Source organism: Vibrio penaeicida, assembly GCF_030689305.1.
In the GTDB taxonomy this organism is placed as follows: Bacteria; Pseudomonadota; Gammaproteobacteria; order Enterobacterales; family Vibrionaceae; genus Vibrio; species Vibrio penaeicida_B.
In genome coordinates this window covers 49,105-64,845 of sequence record NZ_JAUYVM010000021.1, presented here as the reverse complement: position 1 = coordinate 64,845, position 15,741 = coordinate 49,105, and the positions used below count along the sequence as shown (strand labels likewise).

The 15,741-nt window shown below is 45.1% G+C and carries 14 protein-coding genes; 12 read left to right on the top strand and 2 right to left on the bottom strand.

Going from position 1 to position 15,741, the window contains the following annotated elements:
• Positions 1-59 precede the first annotated feature (59 nt).
• Positions 60-3,662 (bottom strand): FG-GAP repeat domain-containing protein, encoded by a 3,603-nt coding sequence (locus Q8W40_RS24145; protein WP_305400903.1) that lies wholly within the window; start codon positions 3,660-3,662, stop codon positions 60-62.
• A 268-nt stretch (positions 3,663-3,930) separates the two neighbouring features.
• On the opposite strand from Q8W40_RS24145, the gene Q8W40_RS24140 reads away from it, so the two are divergent.
• Genes Q8W40_RS24140 through Q8W40_RS24130 form a run of 3 tightly spaced genes read left to right on the top strand, consistent with a single transcriptional unit; the run spans position 3,931 to position 6,640 of the window.
• Positions 3,931-4,821, top strand: coding sequence for an N-acetylmuramidase family protein (locus Q8W40_RS24140; RefSeq protein ID WP_305400901.1), 891 nt, complete (start codon positions 3,931-3,933; stop codon positions 4,819-4,821).
• 59 nt (positions 4,822-4,880) lie between these two features.
• The gene (locus Q8W40_RS24135) at positions 4,881-5,654 is read left to right on the top strand and encodes a lamin tail domain-containing protein (RefSeq protein ID WP_305400899.1); all 774 of its coding nucleotides are present in this window, start codon (positions 4,881-4,883) and stop codon (positions 5,652-5,654) included.
• 41 nt (positions 5,655-5,695) lie between these two features.
• The gene (locus Q8W40_RS24130) at positions 5,696-6,640 is read left to right on the top strand and encodes a hypothetical protein (RefSeq protein ID WP_305400897.1); all 945 of its coding nucleotides are present in this window, start codon (positions 5,696-5,698) and stop codon (positions 6,638-6,640) included.
• On the opposite strand, the gene Q8W40_RS24125 is transcribed toward Q8W40_RS24130, so the two are convergent.
• Positions 6,606-6,866, bottom strand: coding sequence for a hypothetical protein (locus Q8W40_RS24125; RefSeq protein WP_305400896.1), 261 nt, complete (start codon positions 6,864-6,866; stop codon positions 6,606-6,608). The two genes, Q8W40_RS24130 and Q8W40_RS24125, sit on opposite strands and share 35 nt — an antisense overlap.
• Between Q8W40_RS24125 and Q8W40_RS24120 the strand changes: the two genes are divergently transcribed.
• From Q8W40_RS24120 to Q8W40_RS24080, 9 genes are all read left to right on the top strand, one after another.
• Positions 6,865-7,434 (top strand): PhoU domain-containing protein, encoded by a 570-nt coding sequence (locus Q8W40_RS24120; RefSeq protein WP_305400895.1) that lies wholly within the window; start codon positions 6,865-6,867, stop codon positions 7,432-7,434. The two genes, Q8W40_RS24125 and Q8W40_RS24120, sit on opposite strands and share 2 nt — an antisense overlap.
• A gap of 15 nt (positions 7,435-7,449) precedes the next feature.
• The gene (locus Q8W40_RS24115) at positions 7,450-7,749 is read left to right on the top strand and encodes a hypothetical protein (protein WP_305400892.1); all 300 of its coding nucleotides are present in this window, start codon (positions 7,450-7,452) and stop codon (positions 7,747-7,749) included.
• A gap of 30 nt (positions 7,750-7,779) precedes the next feature.
• Positions 7,780-8,634, top strand: coding sequence for a hypothetical protein (locus tag Q8W40_RS24110; RefSeq protein ID WP_305400890.1), 855 nt, complete (start codon positions 7,780-7,782; stop codon positions 8,632-8,634).
• A 94-nt stretch (positions 8,635-8,728) separates the two neighbouring features.
• The gene (locus tag Q8W40_RS24105) at positions 8,729-9,451 is read left to right on the top strand and encodes a hypothetical protein (RefSeq protein WP_101111094.1); all 723 of its coding nucleotides are present in this window, start codon (positions 8,729-8,731) and stop codon (positions 9,449-9,451) included.
• Between the two features lie 4 nt (positions 9,452-9,455).
• Positions 9,456-10,412, top strand: coding sequence for a hypothetical protein (locus tag Q8W40_RS24100; RefSeq protein WP_305400889.1), 957 nt, complete (start codon positions 9,456-9,458; stop codon positions 10,410-10,412).
• Between the two features lie 204 nt (positions 10,413-10,616).
• Positions 10,617-12,113: a pyridoxal-dependent decarboxylase gene (locus Q8W40_RS24095; RefSeq protein WP_305400887.1), complete on the top strand. Its 1,497-nt coding sequence runs from the start codon at positions 10,617-10,619 to the stop codon at positions 12,111-12,113.
• The gene (locus Q8W40_RS24090; protein WP_305400886.1) at positions 12,110-13,105 is read left to right on the top strand and encodes a gamma-aminobutyric-acid receptor subunit beta; all 996 of its coding nucleotides are present in this window, start codon (positions 12,110-12,112) and stop codon (positions 13,103-13,105) included. The genes Q8W40_RS24095 and Q8W40_RS24090 overlap by 4 nt, the downstream gene beginning before the upstream one ends.
• Positions 13,102-14,439 carry a cache domain-containing protein gene (locus tag Q8W40_RS24085; RefSeq protein WP_305400885.1) on the top strand — a complete coding sequence of 446 codons (1,338 nt, stop codon included), beginning with the start codon at positions 13,102-13,104 and terminating at the stop codon, positions 14,437-14,439. The genes Q8W40_RS24090 and Q8W40_RS24085 overlap by 4 nt, the downstream gene beginning before the upstream one ends.
• Complete coding sequence (locus Q8W40_RS24080) at positions 14,436-15,581, top strand: MFS transporter (RefSeq protein WP_305400883.1); 1,146 nt, start codon at positions 14,436-14,438, stop codon at positions 15,579-15,581. The genes Q8W40_RS24085 and Q8W40_RS24080 overlap by 4 nt, the downstream gene beginning before the upstream one ends.
• Positions 15,582-15,741: the final 160 nt, after the last annotated feature.

Sequence of the window (15,741 nt, the reverse complement as noted above, 5' to 3'; positions counted from 1 at the left end):
TAAACGATGGGCAGTTAAAAAAGGCGAACCCTTCGGTTCGCCTTTAAGCTTGGTAAATTCTATGGGTTGATTTGGTACATAGCTTGATCGGTAGAGAGGAGCGCTTGCAGCCCTTTTTCAGGATGATTTCGTAGCTTAATACCGTGGCTGCTTGGCTCTCCGATTAAGGGAGGGCTTTTCCAAATCGTATTGCCTTTGTTATCCGTTTTTCGAACATGGTAAAGACCTGCCCCCCACGGATCAGAATTCGTGCTTTCTTTACTTGTGATTATCAAGTTTTGCTCACTAGCACTAGATGGGTCAACAGCAACGCCTTTTGCGTAGAATTTCATATTATTGCTTTCTTTCAGAGTAATCTCATTGTCAGCAACTTCGAAAATTGAAAACAACGTACCGAAGCTATTAAAGCACCCGATCTCATTACGTATATCTGAGTCATAGTTAAATACAAAAATTCTATTACAGTCTGGGCTTGGGAAGTCGCCTGTGAATTTTGAGGTCAAAGAGTTACCTACTAATTCCAAAATCGACATGTTATATCCATCAGTAGCAATGATGACTCCGGAAGATTCGTCGTATACCTCAAGATCCTGAATATATCTGTGTTCTGATGGTGCTTGGAGGGTGGCTATTGATGTGTTATTGGCAACATCGTACACGGTTATTTGAGAACCATGAGCAATTACAATGTCTTTCTTACCGTCCTTATTAAAATCAGCAGCCTTAACGATTTGCGATCCGGTACCAGCTGATAACTCATGAGTGCTTGTAACAAGCTCATCAGAGATTTGAACCAAATCCATTTTAGAGTTTTGATAGCCAACTTCCGGCAATACAATTTCTGAATAACCATCCTCATTAGAATCAATATGAACTGTATCAACTATTGGATTATGTGTAGAGCTTGTACCACTAGATATTTTAACACTACCATCAGAGCTTACTGTTACAAATCTATTTCTGACACCATCGTCGTCGTATGTTCCAACTAAAAATAGAGCATCTTCCTTCTCTGGTGTTGTATTCCCCCATCCAATCGCTTTGAATGAAGAAGAACTTTTGGTAACAGTGGAATGATTCATGATCGCACTTATGTTAGAAATATCAGCACTAGCAAATCCAGACTTTGAATAGTGACCACTTGTGCCCCATAACAGCTCAAATTGGTTGTCATTATCAATATCTCCGGTAGTCAAGGAGCTCACTCTTCCTGAGAAGCTGAATGACAAATGCCACCTTTGGGTAAGAGCATCACCTTCTATTTTGAATGCTTTAATTCCACTATATGGACAACTCATTAGCAGCAAGTCATCAGTATCGATAGATAGTTGGGACTTCTCCAATACACATGAAGATAAATATTGAGTAGATGATATTTCAGTCGCAGTCTTTGCAACGACAGAATATCTATATAAATCACCGTTATGGTACATGCCGAAGATTTCATTTACGCCGTCTTGGTTGAAATCTCCAATAACCATTCCACGTTGGGAGAATTGTTCACCGTAGTCCCACTGTACTTCCCAAGTAGAGGTATCAATAACCAAGCCGCCTTTCAGGATAAGTTCAAGTGGCTGATCATTATCAACATTGGAAAATGACAGTAGAGAAGACCCATTAGTATCAAGCTCGTTTAAAACTGGAGATGAAAAATCATTCCATTTATAAACAGAAAGAGTAGAGCGAGAAACATCATCTTCATACTGCAATATTGCAACTTCTGGCGCTCCATCCTTGTTAACATCTCCTATCGCAACTCTCAAAATATGTTTCGGAGTATCAAATACAACTTTAGGGCTACTTGATAGGTCTTCAAGGGTAAGAATATTTTTAGATGTAACAAGGATGATTTCTTTTTTTAGATCATTATCAATGTCTAAATAATGCAACTGCTCAATGCTACCATTAATAGGTAAGGTATACGGATACATCCATTTTTGGTTGTATTGTCCATTTTCAAAATTGTAAAGATAAAGACCATTACCATTATTTGTTGTTAGGAATTCTTTTAAGCCGTCACCATCAAAGTCATCGATAACAATAGAATCATTTGCTAACGGACTGATCTCTCCCGAACGTACTATTGGTGACGTCCTGTTACTCTTTACTTCAACACCTAAAGTCGCTTCTTGATAATCGTCATCTAAGGTTTTAAATGTAAATTCAAAAACTTGAACTGGTATTAGGAAATCGGATTCAGAAGGTGCCGTCCAAGAAATAACCCCATCACTGCTCATGGTGGCCCCTTCAGGTCCAGACACCATGCGAACTTTTTCCTGCCGGTTAACATCTAAGTCAAACCAAGAGACACTAAATTTCAGTTCATCTCCAGCCAAAATTTGATCAGGTAAGTTTTCTGTTTTGATTACTGGTTTAATGTCATTAAGATAAATATATGCCCATTCACTGGTTATTGAACTCGTTCCATCAAAAACGACCGCTTGAACTTTAACTTCATCGCCATAAGCCGCCGTATAGGCAGGAAGGGTATTGGTAATTTCTCCCTCAACCAACTCATCATTGATATACCATCGATAGCTCAGTTGTAAATTTTCCGCTGGTGTATCAGGGTCTGAAAATTCCGAGCTTTCAACTACGATTGGAGTTTCTGTGTTTACATCGTAAGACGATTGTGTAGGTGTACTATTAAAAGCAGGTGGCTGCGACAATAAGGCAAGTGGATAAAGGTCAACAGGTTGCATCAACGCAAACTGGAAACCACTCACTTTAGATAAGTGCGTACCTAATTCAAAAGAGCCATCGCCGTCTAAATCTTTTTTATAGGTAAAGAATTTATCCGAAAACGAAAGCTGGATTTCAGTATCTGCTTTAAAGCTCAGAGAGCCAGTATAGAAGCCGTTGTACGAAGATTTTAGTCCTTGGGATGAAATCTTAACTTTTCCAGATTCGCTTAACCATACCGTACCTTTAACGCCAACAGTTGCTTGTGTATCGCGATTAGGTGCACTTGACGACTCTTCAAGTTCTACCTTGATATTTCTTCCGTCTTTATAAGAATACAAAAGATGACTTTTTATCACATCTTCATGTCCACCACTATCAAACTCAGAGGAATATTCTTGGGTGTAACCCGTTACTTTCACTCCATCAATATCTAGCTCGTCGAAATAATAGCTTTTTTGCTTATAACTCTCAGAGGATAATGCCAGCACTCCTGAAATAGTCATCCAATGTACTGATGAAGTCACACAATTATTGAAATCCAATGACATAACTCTTATGCCTTGCTCATTCCATTTTGAGTGAATATCGACTGAGCCAGAGACACCACAGGTAAATGACTTTCCAGCGACATCGTTTAAAGAAAGAAAATTACGAATTTGGTCATCACTAAAAATATGACGATATTCCGGCAATAGAGCCGTAGCTGAAGCCTGCCCTACAACAGTTTCATTTAGTTGCACCACATTTGATTTTCCGGCATACCCATGCTCAACCAAGCTGTACGCGGCTTTTATAAGCTCTTCGGGGGTATGTTGAATTGCGTTTGTTAGGATTTTAGAGGCCTGTGAAGACTCTTCTGTTTTTTTCTGCTCTGAAGTTGACGAACCTGAATCGTTTGAGCCAGATCCACCGCCTCCACACGCAGTAAGAAGAACCGCAATCCCTAGCACTGACGACGCTTTTAATTGACGAAGCATACAATTCCTTTGATTTGTTATTGAGGCTTTAGCCCGCTATTTTTTTTGGAATGAACATATCATATTTATTCATTCTGATTATCACTAAGAATTTGCACTAAGTCGTATTTATAGAATTATTATCATCTACCCTAAAGCCATGGTTCCAATAACGTCCTTAAAGCTGATTTCACTGTTCTGACGGTTTTCCCCCTCAATTCCACCAAGTTTTACCTACTGGCTCTCAGATACCGTAATGAAGACAAAATTACGCAATCAGGAGCCAACTATGAAAGACATACCACTCACTTCCTCTGTCGGAAGCCACGCTGAAAACCAAAAAGAAGACGTACTGGCGATTCAGAAAGCGTTAAATGAAGCGGCAAAATCCATCGGGCTGGATGGGCCATTAGAAGAAGATGGCGTTATTGAGGGTGATGTTGAGCACTCAAAAACATGCCAAGCGATCTGCAAGATGCAGGCAACATTATTGGGGTTCAAAAACCCTGATGGTCGTATCGACCGTGATGGGAAAAGCCACAGAGCTCTGGCAGAAGCGGCTTCAGATGAATTAGGTGTTGCGCCAAGCCTATTTTTGCCTCAAATAGAACCGGAAGAAGGCTTATCAGATGAAGATTTTGAAAAAGCTGCCGAGTCACTGGATTGTGAGGTTGCTGCTGTAAAAGCGGTGTCGGAAGTGGAGTCGGCAGGCAGCGGTTTCTTTGCCAGTGGACCACCTTGTATTCTGTTTGAAGCGCATATTTTCTCCAAATACAGCGACCGAAAGTTTGATGAGTCTCACCCAGAGATATCCTCGCGTAAATGGGATCGCTCGCTCTATGTTGGCGGAGAAAAAGAATACGAGCGCTTGCAAGAAGCAATGACGCTAAACCGAAGAGCCGCCTTAAAATCGGCGTCTTATGGTCGCTATCAAATCATGGGGTTCAACCACGCTGCAGCGGGCTATAACGATGTTGAAACCTTTGTTCGTGACATGTTCTTCGCTGAGCGCTTCCACTTGTTTGCGTTTGTCAGTTTCATCAAATCGAATCCGAAAATGCACAACGCGATTCAAGAGTTGGATTGGGCGACGTTCGCTCGCTACTACAACGGCCCTGCTTACGCTGAAAATCGATACGATGAAAAACTGCTTTCCGCTTACCAGAAATACGCTGGGTAACGGCGAAACCGACTTTTAAACACTTCACCATCTGCATTTTGCACATCAAGGAGAACAACGTGGCTCTTACACTGAAAACTATCCAAAACACATTAAAAAACATAACAGACGAAATACTTACCGTGCCAGCATCCAAAAACGATCTCGACAATTACTGGGAGAAGCTAAACCAGCTGCAGTGGCTTTGCCAAATTGAGATTGGCGAGCTGAACTTTAGAGGGCAAACAGACCATTTGGATGAATCCATTACGCTGAATAACCGTGGTGGGCTCGCCATTGATTTGAGCAATTGGACAATTCAAGCAGGCTCCCCCGATCAAGAATTCACGTTTTCTGAAGGCGCGGTTTTGGCACCGTATGGACAACTAAACGTCGCCACGGCTGGTGAAGGTGAATTCAGTTTCCAATCCAAAATGCCGATTTGGAACAACCACGGGGATACCGCAACGCTGCTGGACCCAAACGGGCAAGTTGTCGCTAGATTGGTTTATGGTGGCGATGCCTATGCCGATGTACTGATCAGTAATGTGCACTTCGACGGTGAAGAAAAACACACAGAAGGTGACGAGTATGTCGAAATATCCAATATTTCAGACAACACCGTAGACATTAGCCTTTGGCGGCTAGAATCCATACGCAACCAAAGTGTCTTTACTTTCCCAGAAGGTACACGGTTGAATGCTCAGTCCACGCTAAAGATCTTCACAAACAAGAGTAACCTTGGTGACAACGAGTTCAGCTTTGATAGCCCTCGTGCTATTTGGAACAACGAAAGGGGTGGATGCAAACTGTTTGATTACCTCGACCATGAAGTAGCAAGTTATCAGTATTAACTCCAGCCACTAGGTATCCCACTAACTATTAGGTTTTCCCCGTGTCGAATAAAGCAGTGAAGACATTAGCGAACGACTCCCGCCCCCAATCAGGCAAGGATTTACAACGCCTCGCCAATGATGGGGGTCTTCTACTGCACTATGTGGCGCGGCACGGGGACCTTTCTATCGATGCCGACATCGCTATGGGCATTGCTCGTGCAAACGAGAAAATGGGCACCAAATACTGGAGCACGGAAGACGAAATTCAATTACTGCACTGTTTTGATCGACTCGCCAAACAGGTGTATCCCGTCACCGTTGAAAGCATCAAAGCCGTGGTGCCTAACGTAACCGATGGAAAAGCGTCGTTTAACGGGGCGGCTCGCGTCATTACATGGTATCGACGCTACACTGTGCTCACACTGATATGTTTGCTCGCCTTTCAAATGTTCTACCTATTTGGTCACTCCCTGACTCAAACATTGGTCAAATCACTGCCGCAAGCCGAATTTCCTCTTAGCCAAGATTTAGAAGCCAATTATCAGCTTTTAAAGAAATGGAACGGCATATGGATGTTCGGGCAAGAATTTCAATTCGATACCCAAGCCAACACTGAATCGGAACTCGAATACCAAGCCAACCTCATTTCGGCACAGTCGGTCCTCCAAATGCTACAGAATTACGTTTTACCCTTGATGTACGGATTGCTTGGGGCTTTTATTTTTGTGTTGCGGAGTTTGCTCCAGCAAGTTCGAAACCTCACCTACACCGCCAGCAGAGAAGTGGGGTATCGGCTCAGGCTGACTCTGGGTTGTTTAGCAGGGATGATCACTGGTTGGCTGTTGAAACCCGAAATGGGCGATATGACCCTTTCCCCCATGGCATTAGCTTTTTTGGCGGGTTACAGCATTGAAGTCATGTTTACCCTTCTAGATCGGTTAATTGATGGGATTCGCCGCAACACCGATACTACGACTTCTTCTCCACCGACGACACGCTCTTAGTCGCTTTCTCTGGCGCTTGTTCAATAAAGGTTTTGGTGAGTTTAACCAGCATTTCATTCGTCTCATTGGACAGTTCTACAATCGATTGCTTCCCCATTAAAATGCTCTCTATTTCCTTTTTTACTTTTGCCAATTGTTTGAATTGCTCAGGGGTTAATTTAGGTTTCTGAGGGCGTTTCTTCAGCGCTTTTATCGCCAAATCTAAAGCTTTGAGTAGATCTTCCATGGCGTTACCTCCTCCCCAAACGTTACCTCACTGTCTCTTTGAACACTTGGCAAAAACAACGAACAAATTCGTCCATTTCCCTGAGCCTTCCTCCCCTTTATTAAGCCAAGATGAGAACACTTCCCCAACTCTGGATTTAGTCATGAAAAACAAACTGCTCATCATCAGCTGGTTGACACTTATACTCGCGCTGTCTGGCTGTGCACTTCAGTTTATTGCCAGTTACGACAACGAAACCTTAAAACAAATAGAGATGATCGATCGTGAAGTCGATCGGTTGTATATGGATTTGTCTTTTACCCCTATGGAAGAAAGGCATTACCGCTTATTCGCGAAACGTTACCAAGAGGTTTTGCTACAAATTCGAAGCTTAGAAAGACGACAAAAACGAAGAGAGAAAAACACAGAATCTCTAAAACAAACCCAAACTCTTTTGGGGTTCTGGATACAAGACGACGCCACTCATAAGAAAAACAACACCCTCTCCGATTTCATTATCAGCCGCCGCACTAGCCAATACCGAAGACTTTTTGATGCCTTGATCGAAGGCGAACTAGCCAAAAAATAACGTAAGGATATTGCCATGCAAGAAAGTATTAGCTCCGTGATCGATACCGTCACCTCGCAGTTAGACGACTCACCAATGAAAGATTTGCTTAGCAGCGCACTAAAATCGTGCGCGGACGAGCGAATGGGCGAACTTGAGATGTTGCTTATGGCAAAAAAACAAGGGCAACTCAGTGAAGATGAATTCCAGTTAGAACTGGATAGAGAAAGGCTGCTCGTAGAAGCAGAGATGCTGACTTGGCAAATCGCGGCCAAGGCTGACGTCCAAAAAGTGGTGAATAAGACCTTTCATGCACTCGCGAAAACCATTCTTTAGCCACACGTACCAACACCACGGAGAGGCATTATGAAGCAGCGAACACGCATCATTTGGGTTCCGTATGGCTATCGGCTGAAACCACGAGCCAAACTGAAAAAAGCAGTCATCCGTCAGCGTGTTCCTGCAGAGCCCTTGAAAGCGACACCTCTGCGCCCTTCGGCTCAAACGCACCATAAAGAACAAAAGGTGATGGAAGAGACAATAATATCTCAAAGTGGCAGTACGAGTACGCCAATGGACGCAGTTATCGCAGAAACCGACTGTCGTGCCAAAGAAGAGCAATCTCATGCGTCACCCAAGGGCAGCCTCTCAATCAAGGATAATGACAACGCGAGTATAGAGAAAAAATCGGCTCGTGAAGCACAAAAGGAAACCGTTGAAGAAAGCCAAGTCGCCACCTTTGATGATGCGTTTAACCCATACAAACATTACCTTCAAGACATGTCACACTCACTGGTTGGCATGCCTGATGAAGCGTTTACTCGCCATGTGGACCAACAGGACGGCTTTACCACACAGATCTCGCAATCAATGAAACCTGCGAGGGTAGGAACAAACACTACAGATCTCACTCATCAAAAAGCAACCCAGCTAGATGCCTGCCGAACGGAACTGATGTTAACTGATGAACTCCCCCGTATTTCCAGAGCTCCTGACAATGAAATAAATACAGGACGACAGGCGAATACTTTTCCCTCGGAACCATCAGCTACGAACAATGAGCCATCAACTACGAACAATGAGCCATCAACTACGAACAATGATGAATCAGAAAAATCGGAAGAATCAGGCAATCAGGAAGCAAAAAGAAAACCCGTGGAACCGCACCTGAGAAAACTATCGGGTATCGCGCCCAGCTTAATGTCGGAGAAGTATCCGTAACCCTTATCTTTTCATCCATTACGCCAAGAACCTGATCCTAGGTTTCATTATCCTGTGGAGGTTACTTGGGTATATCACTCAACAGGAGATCACCATGAGACAACTACTTTTTCGCTTATGTGAAGCGTCTGACGGACGCCAATTCGCTTTTTTAACAGACCAGCCAGATGTCGAAGACATGTTCGACAGCGGGTACAAAGTCGCCTACAAATACAGAGATAGCGGTAACGGGCAAGAATTACTCGCCAAATGGCGCGCTTCTTACTCTGTCACTTCGCAGGAGTTTGAACAGCTCCCCGACGATGACGAACTACCAGAAGGGCTACAATCCGCATTCGACACCATGATTTCAAGCTTGATCCCGGGAGTGGACGTATTCTTCTGCGACTACAACCTTGCCATAGAAGCTGACTTGCCCATTTGCAATGACATGATGGATCGCTATCGCTCTACCGATTTCGTCCTATTTTCTTGCGAAGAGCTCATCGGTAATGATCCGAGTACCCAACCCTATATGGTGTCTTATGCCTCTGCACGTTACCCAGAAAGTGGCAACACGGGCAGCCAGCATCGTATTTATTGCAAAACCGACCCGTTTGCGTTTTGCCAAGCGGTACACGCGATTGTGATCCAAAGAGAAAAAGACGCGCTGACTGGCGGACACATCCGCACGGAAGTCGATACTTACATCAATGAAAAACCCATCGAAGCGGCTACGGCAGAACAAGTTATCAATCGCTTCGTTGAAGCATTGCCTCAATTTAATAGCAGCATCAAAGCGTTAAACGCGCCGGACTCTCTCTCCAACAAGGAGTAACGCCATGAGTTCAGACGAAATGTACTATGCGGCGTTTAGCGCCGCATTAATGGCAGGGGCAGAGCCTGGAATTGCACAGCAGTTAGCTTATCAGCTAGCGTATATCCACCTTTCGGGTCCGCAAGTTGATCTAGGTTCAGCGTCCAATTCAGAGCCAGCTGCCTTTACACCAGAATCCGAACCAATAAAAAATCATACTATGCGCTCAAGCGTGGTTGCAGAGCCTAAACCACGTGATACAAACACGTTCGTTCGCCCAATCAATCCACTGAATCACGTCGACTGGTTAAGTGGAGGTACATTAAACGAAAGAGGTTTACGGCTTGGCTTGCGCCGATCATCTCCGTTTTCGACTAAATCTGCTCGCAACACATCTTCGTTCACAACGAAGCCACCATTTACAACAAAGCCATCGCTCACGAAAAAGGCATCGAGCGATAAAAGTACATCGAAAGTGGCTAAAGCAATCCCACGACCACATAAAATCAACCAAGCCATTATGCTGGCTATGATGGACACCGACAGCCAAGCACAGAGCAAATTCATTGCTGCGCTCTATTTCTATTGGAAAAGCGACCAAAAACACGTTGGTGGAAACATCAAATCAACCTACTGGTTACTGATGCATGCCATTCGCTGTTATTTGTTTGGCACCACCTTTCAATGGGAACAAAACTTTGCACAAAATACAGAGGACAGGCAGCAGAACAAACCCATGTACTCAACGGTAAAAGAACTGTTAGAACACCTCAATTTCAATAGAGAGGAATTACACCACCTCCATTCGTTGAGCGAACAAATCAGCTATTACCCATGTAATCAGCAAATTCAATGTATTGAACTGGGCTTGGCATTTCGTTCCGACATCATTTCCGATTTTGAATTAGCCAGCGCTACTCACCAGCACACGCTCAATCTCCACAAAATGGAAGACGCAGCCCAGTGGGCTATGTCGTCTTAAATCGGTTCGCTTCATCACCAGACCTGTCGGTATCGAAATGCCGACAGCCCATCTCTAGCGCAATGAACACCAGATAATCACACAACAATTCACAATTGTGGCAGTTCCTTTTTAAACCCCGATTTAAAGGCAGTATTGCCCACGTTTGAACCGATGAGCCTCGCTACATTAACGAGACATTCGTTCAAATATTTTGGGGCATCTATGAGCTTTCCTCACTATTTATCCATCTGTGAAAATGGAATACCAACATCCGAAAAAGCCAATATTCTAGGGAACTACTTGGATGAAATGCGCCTAAAAAAAACACACTTTTTAGGCTATCAAACGAACCAAGAGGTGAACTTCCCCCCTGAGCTTCATCCTTTTCTTTCGTTGAATTTACTCAACCTTGGCGACGGGTATGAAGATGGATCTTATCAAATCAATGCCAAGCAATTTGAGCGTGCCGTACTCGATTTTTACGCCCGGTTGTGGGGCATGACGATGCCCAACTCTCAGCGAAATTATTGGGGGTATGTCACCGCAATGGGCTCCACAGAAGGCAACTTATATGCGTTATGGAACGCGAGGGATTACTTAAGTGGTAGCGCCGTAGAAGGGTATGAAAAATCGGTGCATGTGCCCAACCCACCAGTGTTAATCAGCTCATCCTGTACCCATTACTCGATTTACAAAGCTTGCCAAATGTTGGGAATCCCCACCTTCAATCAAGCGGGAAAAAAGCTCGGTGTTTGCCCCATTAACCAAGGGGATTGGCAAAAAAGCCTCGCGGTAGATGAATACGGGTCGGTGGTCGAGCAAGACTTATATCGTCTCACCGAATTTTTTGTAGAGCGGCAGCATCCGGTTATTTTATTTTTAAACCACGGCACCACCTTCAGCGGTGGCAGTGATGCCATTTTTCGCATACTGACCACATTAAAACCCTTACTGGGCGTCAACACAGAACGCAATCGACGTTACTGGGTACACGTGGATGGTGCCCTCTCGGCCAATTTCTCTCCGTTTCTACAGTCGGATCCTTTTTCTGTTTCTTCCGAGCCCTATGAGTTTCGTCATCGAGAAGTGATGTCGATGTGTACCAGCCCATATAAATGGCTCGGTGCACCTTGGAGCTGCGGTATTTACCTGATGCAGGAAAGGTACAAAGTCGGATCATCCAATCGCCCAACCTACATAGCTGGGCGTGATTCCACTATTGCGGGGTCTCGACAAGGGCTTTACTCCCTTTATCTCTGGGAACGTCTCTCTTCTCTTGGTACTCAAGGGCTAAAACAGATCGCTCAGCAAAACGAAAGTAATACCGAATACTTGCAAGCCGCACTGCGACAGCTCGCCAATTCAAAACGCCTGCAGCAACAGAAGTTCATCGTGTTACCTCGAATGCCTGGCGCCAACATTGTTCGGTTCTCGTCGCCTTCTAGCCACATCAATAAAAAATATTCGCTCGCACAAGAAAACATATCGATAAATGGCAAGCCACAGCTCTTTAGCCATGCCGTGTTACTGAGCCATGTTCAGCGCCCTTTGATTGATCAATTTTTGTCTGAACTCTCCGCCTCTAATGCGTTTGAACCCCATACATTATCGACGCTCAACCCCCTGGTTAGCCAGCCGAACTTTTATCGACCTCAATCTCGCTCGGTTCACCTTCAACCCAGCCCTATTCACCCAAACACTCTAAAGGAGAGCCCATGAATACGTTATTTCCATTGCTGTGTGTCCTGATCTTTTTGTCTTTTTCAACAAAGGCACAGCACGTTATTCACACCTCGTTTTCGATCAATAAGATTTACGGTGTCAACACCATTGATCAAACCTACAAAATCGATGGTTACCTCGTAGCCACTTGGCAAGACGTTAAGCACCCTCTTAAGCCAAAATCGGGGGTTCGATTGATAGAAAATCAGCACCTAGACAAACTGCTTGAAGAAGGATCGTGGGTGCCCGCGTTTGAATTCATCAACATCATAGGGCAACGCCTCACCCCTAATAAGCGCTTGGTGATCACCAGTAATGGTGACATTACCTACAACGAACGATTTCAAGGCACCTTCACCACAGAAATGGACTTTCGCCGCTTCCCGTTTGATCGCCAATCTTTTGAAATCATCATGGAGCCCTTTTCGTTCGACCAAGAACGCTTAAAGTTTGGTGACGCCAGTGTGTATGTGGAGGAACTAACCAACAAAATCATCAGCGAATGGGACATGGAAAGCACCCCCACCGCGAAAGTGAGCCAACACAGCTACCACCATTTGGATGACGCCGAAAGCACCTACTACTCCCGCTTAACCGTGACTATTGATGCCAACAGAAAACCGAACTATTACCTTTGGCAGTTTATTCTTCCGCTGTCGTTAATATTGGTCGCGAGCTGGGCGGTATTTTGGATTGAAGGGTTTTCCGAACGCCTGATGACGTCATTTACCATGATGCTGACGGTTGTGGCGTATACCTTCTACACCAGTAGCCTGCTGCCACGGCTGCCCTACACCACATTTATTGAGCGCATGATCATCATGGGATACGTCAGTATTTTCGCCGCCATTTTGATCATCGTGTTCGTCAAAATCCGCGAAGAAAAAGGCAAAACTACCAACGCTTTAATTCCATATTGCCGAACCGCATTCCCGACTTTTTTCCTTGCCGCGATAGCCATCTTGATCGGAGTAAACAGCCAGCTATGAGACCATCCAAATCTTTACAGACCATCATTGAAGCGGTGATCTGTTCATCCATCTTCATCTTACTGCTCGGGGTCACCACCTACTTGCTCTATTCCAAATCGCTCAATGCATTGGAAGACCAAATTAAAATAGGGCTGATTTCGACAGTAAAAACCTCGGCTTCAACGCTTGATGGCGCAATGCACCTTACCTTTGATGAAAGCACCAAAGCGTCCGATGCAAATTATCAAGCCATGGCTGAGAAAATGGAGAAAATCCGCCGTTCCGCCGCGGATGTTCGCTACATTTACACCAGCGTGCTCAAAGATGGCAACGTCTACTTTATGGTGAACCCAAGCCCACAAAATGACGCCGATGGCGACGGTTTGCCTGATCCTCCCCCCGCCCTGATGACCCTATATGACGATGCGCCAGTCGAGTTAAAACGCTCACTCGAGCGATACAGCATTGAGATAAGCACCTACAGCGACCAATGGGGCAGTTTCATCAGTGCGTATGCACCGTTTTATAGTAACGAAGGGGACTTTGCCGGTGTATTGGCCATGGATTTGGAAGTGAGCGCTTTCCAAGAAAGGCTAGAGAGCATTGAGCGAGTGTTCGATAAAGCCAAGATCATCATTCTATTCTTGGGGCTGATTGTAGGGATGATCATCTGGTGGATACGCCGTTCGCAAGTCAATCACCTCAATATCATTCGCCATCGAGAAGCCAACGCCAAAGAAAAGCTCTCTCGCGCTCATCACCTGAACGTGTTGCTTTCTGGATTACTCACCTATTTTTACAAGCGTATTCCAAGGGATTTGGTGAAGCACACACCACGTGTTCGAGCGCTTTATCATTACTCGCAAAGCTTGAGACCATTAGCTTTTCAATCAGACAAGCAATCGGTTCAGGATTGGTTCCACTCATTGGATCAACACACCTACAAACGTTGCAAAGGTTTTCATGACTGGCACATTCCAATGCAAACAGAAGCGGTGTTCACCAGCGATAAAATCACGGAAGAGTTAACACAATTACACGCCCAACTGGCGCGAGCGCAGTCGGAACCGCTCAGAGCCGAGACCAGTTTATTAAAAGAGCACCTCGATTGCTGGGCATTTTCAACCCACTTCTATTTGGATACATCTTCTAAACTCAGCGCCCTACATTCCTTGATAGCCAACGAGTTTGAACACATTACGGGCAGCGCCTATATGGCACAACAATCCCCAGACGAGCTAGGCATCATGAGCACCATCAATCGCCTAAGGCAAATGGGCTTCGACTTGGTCTCGGGTGAAAAAAACCGGATCGAACTGATTTGGAAAGTGTATAAGGAGAATACGGAATGACGAAAATCGCCCCTTTTTTACTGATCATCGCGACCTTGTTTGTTCAGCTTTCCTCTGGCATTAACTACGTCACCGTCCCGCTCACCATGAGTGAGCAAGGCTATGGCAATACCTTAATCGGGTTTGCCATGAGTTTTGAGATCATCGGTATCCTTTTGCTTTATCGTCCCCTTTCTCGTTGCGTGGAAAAATGGGGGCTGTCTCCCTCCATTCTTCTGATGTCGGCACTTCGGGCATCGAGCCTTATTTTGCTCTCTCACAGCCAACACTATCCGTTATGGTTGGTGGGTATTTTTTGCTACGGCGCATCCACAGGGATGATGCTGGTGATTATCCAAACCTCTTTAAATACTTGTATTCAAGGCAAGCTAAAAGGTTTGGTGATGGGGTTATTTTCGGCGGCGTTGTCTGGCGGGCTTGCACTGGGGCCATTGCTGCTGCAACTGCCGTATATCGACCCAGAATGGCAGCTGGAAACTAGCGCCATCATCACCAGCTTGCCCTTTGTGCTTCTGCTGTTTGCGGGGCAGAAAATGCAGTCTTCCGACAATGCGGGAACCGTTCGGGTAAGGTTTGCGCTGCGCCACGCCAAAGTTATTTTAGTTTCAGCGTTTGTTGGCGGCATCAGCTTCTTTGGTTTGCCCTCTTTTCTCACTTTATACGGAATGGAAAACGCGCTCACCGAATCGCAATCGCAACTTCTGCTGACCATGTTTATGTTTGGTAGCGTCACCCTTGGTATTTTCGTTAGCACTGGGGCGTCTTTTCTCAACCGCAGCATTGTGGTGTTGGGCTGCATTTTTACCTCGGTGGTGTGCGCGGTGTACCTTTCACTGGCGGTTTACACCGAATACTGGCTAGCACTGACGCTGCTGTTTTTCTGGGGAGGCTCGATGGGAGGCATCTACGCCATTGGCTTAACCGCGGTAGGCGAACGTTTCTGTCAGCAGGATCAGATGAGCGCCAACATGAGCTACACCATTATGGATTCGTTAGGCGGTATGACGGGCTTACTGGTGATCGGCTTTATGCTCGACTGGATGGGATCGGAAGGAATGACCACCGTGTTGATCACCTTTGGTTGTGCGCTGTTGGTGTTCTTTGTGTATGAGCTGTTAGCTCCACGGCAGACGTTTGAGTAATTAAAGTCTGTTGACCCTAGCGGAAGTACAGTTCAAACGACACAAAATGGGCGACAAATCTATTCAATAGGTCTTTCTGTCGCCCTGTACATGCAAGCACATATACGGCGACAGGTGGGTATAAAAACCTTTTTCGTCGCCCATTTTGTGTATTTCTTTA

What these genes read in the sequence shown, in the direction of transcription:
- Q8W40_RS24145 (WP_305400903.1), bottom strand. Translation starts at nt 3,662, where the DNA reads ATGCTTCGTCAATTAAAAGCGTCGTCAGTGCTAGGGATTGCGGTTCTT.
- Q8W40_RS24140 (WP_305400901.1), top strand. Translation starts at nt 3,931, where the DNA reads ATGAAAGACATACCACTCACTTCCTCTGTCGGAAGCCACGCTGAAAAC.
- Q8W40_RS24120 (WP_305400895.1), top strand. Translation starts at nt 6,865, where the DNA reads ATGGCGTTACCTCCTCCCCAAACGTTACCTCACTGTCTCTTTGAACAC.
- Q8W40_RS24125 (WP_305400896.1), bottom strand. Translation starts at nt 6,866, where the DNA reads ATGGAAGATCTACTCAAAGCTTTAGATTTGGCGATAAAAGCGCTGAAG.
- Q8W40_RS24115 (WP_305400892.1), top strand. Translation starts at nt 7,450, where the DNA reads ATGCAAGAAAGTATTAGCTCCGTGATCGATACCGTCACCTCGCAGTTA.
- Q8W40_RS24110 (WP_305400890.1), top strand. Translation starts at nt 7,780, where the DNA reads ATGAAGCAGCGAACACGCATCATTTGGGTTCCGTATGGCTATCGGCTG.
- Q8W40_RS24105 (WP_101111094.1), top strand. Translation starts at nt 8,729, where the DNA reads ATGAGACAACTACTTTTTCGCTTATGTGAAGCGTCTGACGGACGCCAA.
- Q8W40_RS24100 (WP_305400889.1), top strand. Translation starts at nt 9,456, where the DNA reads ATGAGTTCAGACGAAATGTACTATGCGGCGTTTAGCGCCGCATTAATG.
- Q8W40_RS24095 (WP_305400887.1), top strand. Translation starts at nt 10,617, where the DNA reads ATGAGCTTTCCTCACTATTTATCCATCTGTGAAAATGGAATACCAACA.
- Q8W40_RS24090 (WP_305400886.1), top strand. Translation starts at nt 12,110, where the DNA reads ATGAATACGTTATTTCCATTGCTGTGTGTCCTGATCTTTTTGTCTTTT.
- Q8W40_RS24085 (WP_305400885.1), top strand. Translation starts at nt 13,102, where the DNA reads ATGAGACCATCCAAATCTTTACAGACCATCATTGAAGCGGTGATCTGT.
- Q8W40_RS24080 (WP_305400883.1), top strand. Translation starts at nt 14,436, where the DNA reads ATGACGAAAATCGCCCCTTTTTTACTGATCATCGCGACCTTGTTTGTT.